General features: G+C 52.0%; 10 protein-coding genes. 4 read left to right on the top strand and 6 right to left on the bottom strand.

The genetic code is table 11. The features are described from left to right. Positions 1–185: 185 nt before the first annotated feature. Positions 186–479, bottom strand: coding sequence for a type II toxin-antitoxin system RelE/ParE family toxin (locus AC13C0_RS14365; RefSeq protein WP_341581726.1), 294 nt, complete (start codon positions 477–479; stop codon positions 186–188). Further along, positions 479–700: an addiction module protein gene (locus tag AC13C0_RS14360; RefSeq protein WP_117620215.1), complete on the bottom strand. Its 222-nt coding sequence runs from the start codon at positions 698–700 to the stop codon at positions 479–481. Before AC13C0_RS14360 ends, AC13C0_RS14365 begins: the two co-directional genes overlap by 1 nt. Before the next feature lie 171 nt (positions 701–871). On the opposite strand from AC13C0_RS14360, the gene AC13C0_RS14355 reads away from it, so the two are divergent. Beyond that, the gene (locus AC13C0_RS14355) at positions 872–1,111 is read left to right on the top strand and encodes a type II toxin-antitoxin system ParD family antitoxin (protein ID WP_012140687.1); all 240 of its coding nucleotides are present in this window, start codon (positions 872–874) and stop codon (positions 1,109–1,111) included. Further along, the gene (locus AC13C0_RS14350; protein ID WP_117616809.1) at positions 1,111–1,407 is read left to right on the top strand and encodes a type II toxin-antitoxin system RelE/ParE family toxin; all 297 of its coding nucleotides are present in this window, start codon (positions 1,111–1,113) and stop codon (positions 1,405–1,407) included. Before AC13C0_RS14355 ends, AC13C0_RS14350 begins: the two co-directional genes overlap by 1 nt. Positions 1,408–1,504: 97 nt before the next feature. Here AC13C0_RS14350 and AC13C0_RS14345 read toward each other — a convergent pair whose 3' ends face one another. From AC13C0_RS14345 to AC13C0_RS14335, 3 genes are all read right to left on the bottom strand, one after another. Next, the gene (locus AC13C0_RS14345; RefSeq protein WP_341581722.1) at positions 1,505–1,993 is read right to left on the bottom strand and encodes a group II intron maturase-specific domain-containing protein; all 489 of its coding nucleotides are present in this window, start codon (positions 1,991–1,993) and stop codon (positions 1,505–1,507) included. A 297-nt stretch (positions 1,994–2,290) separates the two neighbouring features. Then, complete coding sequence (locus tag AC13C0_RS14340) at positions 2,291–2,695, bottom strand: type II toxin-antitoxin system HicB family antitoxin (protein ID WP_117616808.1); 405 nt, start codon at positions 2,693–2,695, stop codon at positions 2,291–2,293. 193 nt (positions 2,696–2,888) lie between these two features. Next, positions 2,889–3,068: a type II toxin-antitoxin system HicA family toxin gene (locus AC13C0_RS14335; RefSeq protein ID WP_048494339.1), complete on the bottom strand. Its 180-nt coding sequence runs from the start codon at positions 3,066–3,068 to the stop codon at positions 2,889–2,891. Positions 3,069–3,371: 303 nt separating this feature from the next. Here AC13C0_RS14335 and AC13C0_RS14330 point away from each other — a divergent pair, with 303 nt between their 5' ends. Beyond that, positions 3,372–3,608 (top strand): addiction module protein, encoded by a 237-nt coding sequence (locus tag AC13C0_RS14330; protein WP_341581720.1) that lies wholly within the window; start codon positions 3,372–3,374, stop codon positions 3,606–3,608. A 2-nt stretch (positions 3,609–3,610) separates the two neighbouring features. Then, on the top strand, positions 3,611–3,925 hold the full coding sequence (locus tag AC13C0_RS14325) for a hypothetical protein (RefSeq protein ID WP_341581718.1): 315 nt from the start codon (positions 3,611–3,613) through the stop codon (positions 3,923–3,925). Between the two features lie 232 nt (positions 3,926–4,157). On the opposite strand, the gene AC13C0_RS14320 is transcribed toward AC13C0_RS14325, so the two are convergent. Continuing rightward, positions 4,158–4,397 (bottom strand): nickel-binding protein, encoded by a 240-nt coding sequence (locus tag AC13C0_RS14320; protein ID WP_341581717.1) that lies wholly within the window; start codon positions 4,395–4,397, stop codon positions 4,158–4,160. Positions 4,398–4,558: the final 161 nt, after the last annotated feature.

The following is a 4,558-nucleotide window of genomic DNA, read 5'->3' as shown; positions in this document are numbered from 1 at the left end:
CGATGGACACCCTTGCCGTCCGGCTAGTGGTTCCCCTTACCGGGCCCACAGGGGACTTGCACCCCCAAGTCATCCGGCCAGCACCACCTGTACCGGAACAGCGCCCGTCAAGGCGCTACGCGCCATGCCTGGCGCACCAATGAAAAGGGCGTCCGGCGGCCACCGGCCGCGTACTACAGCGACTGTTATAACCGGCGCTGCCAATAACCCGGCTGGCGGCTTTGGTGCATAACTGCAACTACATGGCAAGTTGAAGTGGAAGGCGTGTAGACAACGGCGTAGGGAAATTTTGTCAGCAGAAATCTGCGGGTTCGCTTGCCGAATTTGGGCCACGTTTCTGGCAGTGACCGTATCGATTCATAGGCAGCCTCCAGCTCTCCGATGAAATCTTCTCCAAGGCCAGCCGCCTGCTGCTCATACCATGAGTACGCTTCCTGGACTTCTTGATAAATCGAAGGATGAAAATTCAGTTCAGCCATTAAGGAGAGCGCTTGAGCTGGTTTTTAATTTCATCCCACGACACAGCCTGGACATTGCCAGCTTCGAGTTCATCAATTCGCTGCTCAGCGAGGGCCGACCACGCCGCATCAACACCCTCGTCGTGCTGGGTTTCAAGACTGGATATCAGACAATGGGCAAGCAAAGCCCGATCATTTGCTGAGAGAACCTTTGTCTCTTCAATAACTTGCTCAAGCTTCATCTTTGGGGACCTCATCATGCATTTCAGTCTACTGACAAAGTTTAGCATGCCTGCAATGCAGGCCTGAAAGAGCCGTTATAACGCCCGCAATCACGCGCTTGTCGCGTGGATTGCATTGTTATGCCACCTGGACCAAAATATACCAATTATTGGTACTAGCGAGGTGGCATCATGCAAAAGAACACCAGCATCACTTTAGGCCAACATTTTGATGCGTTTATTGCAGAACAGCTCAAAAATGGCCGATACAGCTCAACCAGCGAGGTCGTTCGTGCCGCATTGCGCCTGCTTGAAGAGTCTGAAACCCGCCTGACTACACTTCGTAAATTGCTCAAGGAAGGCGAGGACAGTGGTTTCGAAGACTACTCCTATGACTCGTTTATTCGTGAACTGGACAACGAAGGGCGCTGATGCCAAGTTTCAAGCTTTCCAGAAAAGCCAAGGCTGACCTCAAATCAATTGCCCTATACACGGAGCGTGAATGGGGCCGGGATCAACGAAACCACTATATTCTTCAGTTCGATCAATGCTTCCACCTTCTGGGTGAAAATCCAAACCTGGGGCAAGCCTGCGATGAGATAAGTCTAGGCTACCGGCAGTACCCTCAGGGAAGCCACATCATCTTTTATCGGCTAGCCACCGACGATGTTGTTGAAATTATCCGCATCCTACACAAACGCATGTTGCCTGAAGGGCATCTGATTTAGGGCATAATCGGGATAGGGCGAGGCCTCACAGCCCCGCTCCCCCCACACCACCGGGCATACGGATCACGTACCACGGCGGTTCGGTTGATTGAGTTGTTCAACGCTCAACAAGATCCGGCAGCCCCAGCGACAGGAAATACTGTCGGGGCAAGGCTTGCGCCAATCCCGGACTGCGGCTCAAACGCCACGGGCCATGAGCCGACTTGGCCGTATTCCAGGCCAGTCTTACACTCACTCCGCGCTTGCACAACTGGCGGTAGCCGGATCGTCCCCATTGCTTCAGGTGATAGCAACGTAGCTTGCGCACCCACTTTTCCAGGTCCTGGATCGGCGATTTCACTTGCGCAAAACCGTAGTAGCCTTTCCAGCCCCTCAGGTACACCGCCAACTCGTCAATCACCGTTTGCATGGTTCGACCCCGCGTTCGCCGGGTGATTTTCCGGACACGATTCTTGAACTGCGTGATCACATCGTCACTCACCTTACGCCGCTTTTCCCGACCTCGACGGGTAAACGTGAACCCCAGGAACACTCGCTCCCAGGGGCGACCAACCGCGCTCTTGTCCTCGTTTACCGTCAATTTCAATCGGCGACACATCAGGCGGTCGAGTACAGTCGGAAGGCACGGCGCAGGTTGTCCCTCTCCAGCACCCGTTCCATCAGTCGATCGTGAACAACCGGAGTGTCTTCTCTATCGGATCCAGCCCATCGGGCCGAAACAAACTTAATGCATTTGTTAAACTAAAGAACAAATTATCATATTGCGACAAAAAAATTGCAGGATAAAAAATCGGCAATCGTTTTAGATCTCAGAATGACACTATATCTATAATAAAAAGCCCCACAAATTGCGGGGCTTTTTATCTACTAAGATGATCGAAGATCAAACGTGCTGCAATATCTTCATTGCAGCATCTGCTAAGAACTTCGATCGATCCTTGTAGTCCTTATGTGTATCAACGAAGCGGTCGATCTGAGTAATCAGGCGATTCGGCAGCGAGATATTGATTCGTTGGGCTGTGCCAAGATAACGAACCACATCCACTTGAACCATTACCCAAACGCCGTTGGCGTAATTCGGATTACCTGTTAGCTCTCCCAGATCACTGGCGGCCGGAATCTCTATCCCCTCTTCCGCCATGGTTTCCATGTGAAAATCAATCGCTTCTGCTGCATTTTCTACTGCTTCATTAAAGGTATCTCCTGCAGAGTGACAGCCGGGAAGATCCGGCACAATCACACCGTAGGCACTGTCCCCTTCTTGTTGGATCAGGATGGGATAAAACATATCACCACCTCCACACTCCACTTAGATTTCATTTAAAGGTCTATTTATTAAATGACAATTTACTTCGCTTAAGTTAACAGTCAATTCAACGTATTTAGTTGATGAATTTTAAAGTTGCGCGTGTCTCAATCACCTCGCGCTTCCCTCCTTTTTTGAATTTACCCCCCAATTGGCTCGGAAAAGCGGCCGGGCTTTAAAGCCCGGCTTGCTTCAAGATGCTCTTAACAGTGCCAGTCGGAAGATCTTTCTTCGGGTGGGGAATCGTCACCAGTCCAAGCTTTTCTGGGTGCTTGAACTGCTGATGGCTCCCCCTCGTTCGAATGAGCTGCCAACCATCTGCTTCGATCATCTTGACAAGTTTCCGACTATCCATAAGCGGGTCCTTAATCAAAATAACAGGTAGAGTTTACACACGCAACACACGAAAATCAAGATTTTTACACACAATACACACTAAATTGTAACGCATTGCGTCGGTATCGCAGGGAGGTGAAGCCTTTGATCTCGGGAGAAAAACAGCGCAGGGTCATTTAATCGGGATAGGGCGAGGCCTCACAGCCCCGCTCCCCCCACACCACCGGGCATACGGATCACGTACCACGGCGGTTCGGTTGATTGAGTTGTTAGGACTTTGGGATCGGGATAGCATTACGGTATCGCTACTCGCGGAGGCACCATGACTACCGAAACATTTAATCACCTACGCTCCCAGATTTCGCCCCTCTCCGAGGCGGAGCGTGCAGCGTTGGCTCGCGAGCTTATAATGAGCTTGGACGGCCCCCGTGACGACTCTGTTGAGCAAGCCTGGAATGATGAAATTATTCATCGTGTGTCCAAGGTCAAAAGCGGTAAGGCCACGCTGCTCAGCCGCGAAGAATTCCGAACAAAGATGCGAGCGAGGATAGGCATGTAACAGTGCGAATAGTAAGGATACTGGAAGAAGCGTCGCAGGAAGCGATAGAAGCTGCAGCATGGTACGAATCAGAGCAACCTGGACTTGGCGCCGAGTTTTCCGCTGCGGTTGATGCCACCATCGATGTTATTGAAGAAAACGTCATCCCTTTGTCACCCCTACCCCAAGAAGTCGGCGATACCGGTGCAAAACGACTGATTCTGGAGCGCTTCCCTTACGATATCGTCGCGATTGAGTTACCCGAAGAAGCCGTCGTAATTGCCGTTGCTCATCACTCCCGAAAGCCTGGCTACTGGCGGAAACGCAGTCAGTCCTAACGCTGATGGTAACCGGCGCCGGAGCGAAGCGGAGGGAACCAAAAGCGGCACGCTTTTGGCGTCCGGTTGACCGCCTTGAAACCAAGACTTCGATGAACCACTTAGCCCTTAGGCTGGAGAGACAGGCAAGCTAGGGAAGCCTATCCCGCCTCCGCTGAGCCAAAACGGGAACCTAAGCATTCTTGTTTCGGGTTCCGGAGCTATCTACGCGGATGCTGGCCAAGGGCCTCCGTCAGCTGCGGGTGGACTTTACTTCATGGACCCAGTCACACTCGATTCCGGCCTTCGCATGATGCTTGTGGATCGCTTCGGCGTTCGGGGCATCCAGCACGCAATAAATCTTGTTGTCCTTCTCGCTGAACAGGATGTCGTGGTGCGTGACCCCAAACTCGTCCGGGGGCGCGTTTTGAAACTTGTTTAGCTCGTCCGCCGTGAACGGCTTCATGGGATGTGCATCGATAAACTTTGGCATGGTTTTCTCCTCCTCCCGCCGAAGGCCTGAACCCGGAAATCAATGAGGAGCCTGTGCAGCTCAACTGCTCTATATCCGACCGGACCCAGGAGCGTTGGCGCAAAATCAGAAGCCGTCATTGGGGTAAGAAGGAGGTAATCGGCCATTTTACTTTAAACATT

It is taken from the genome of Marinobacter sp. B-21, assembly GCF_056857895.1.
The sequence above is the reverse complement of the archived record's forward strand: the minus strand, read 5'-3'. Positions and strand labels throughout refer to the sequence as shown.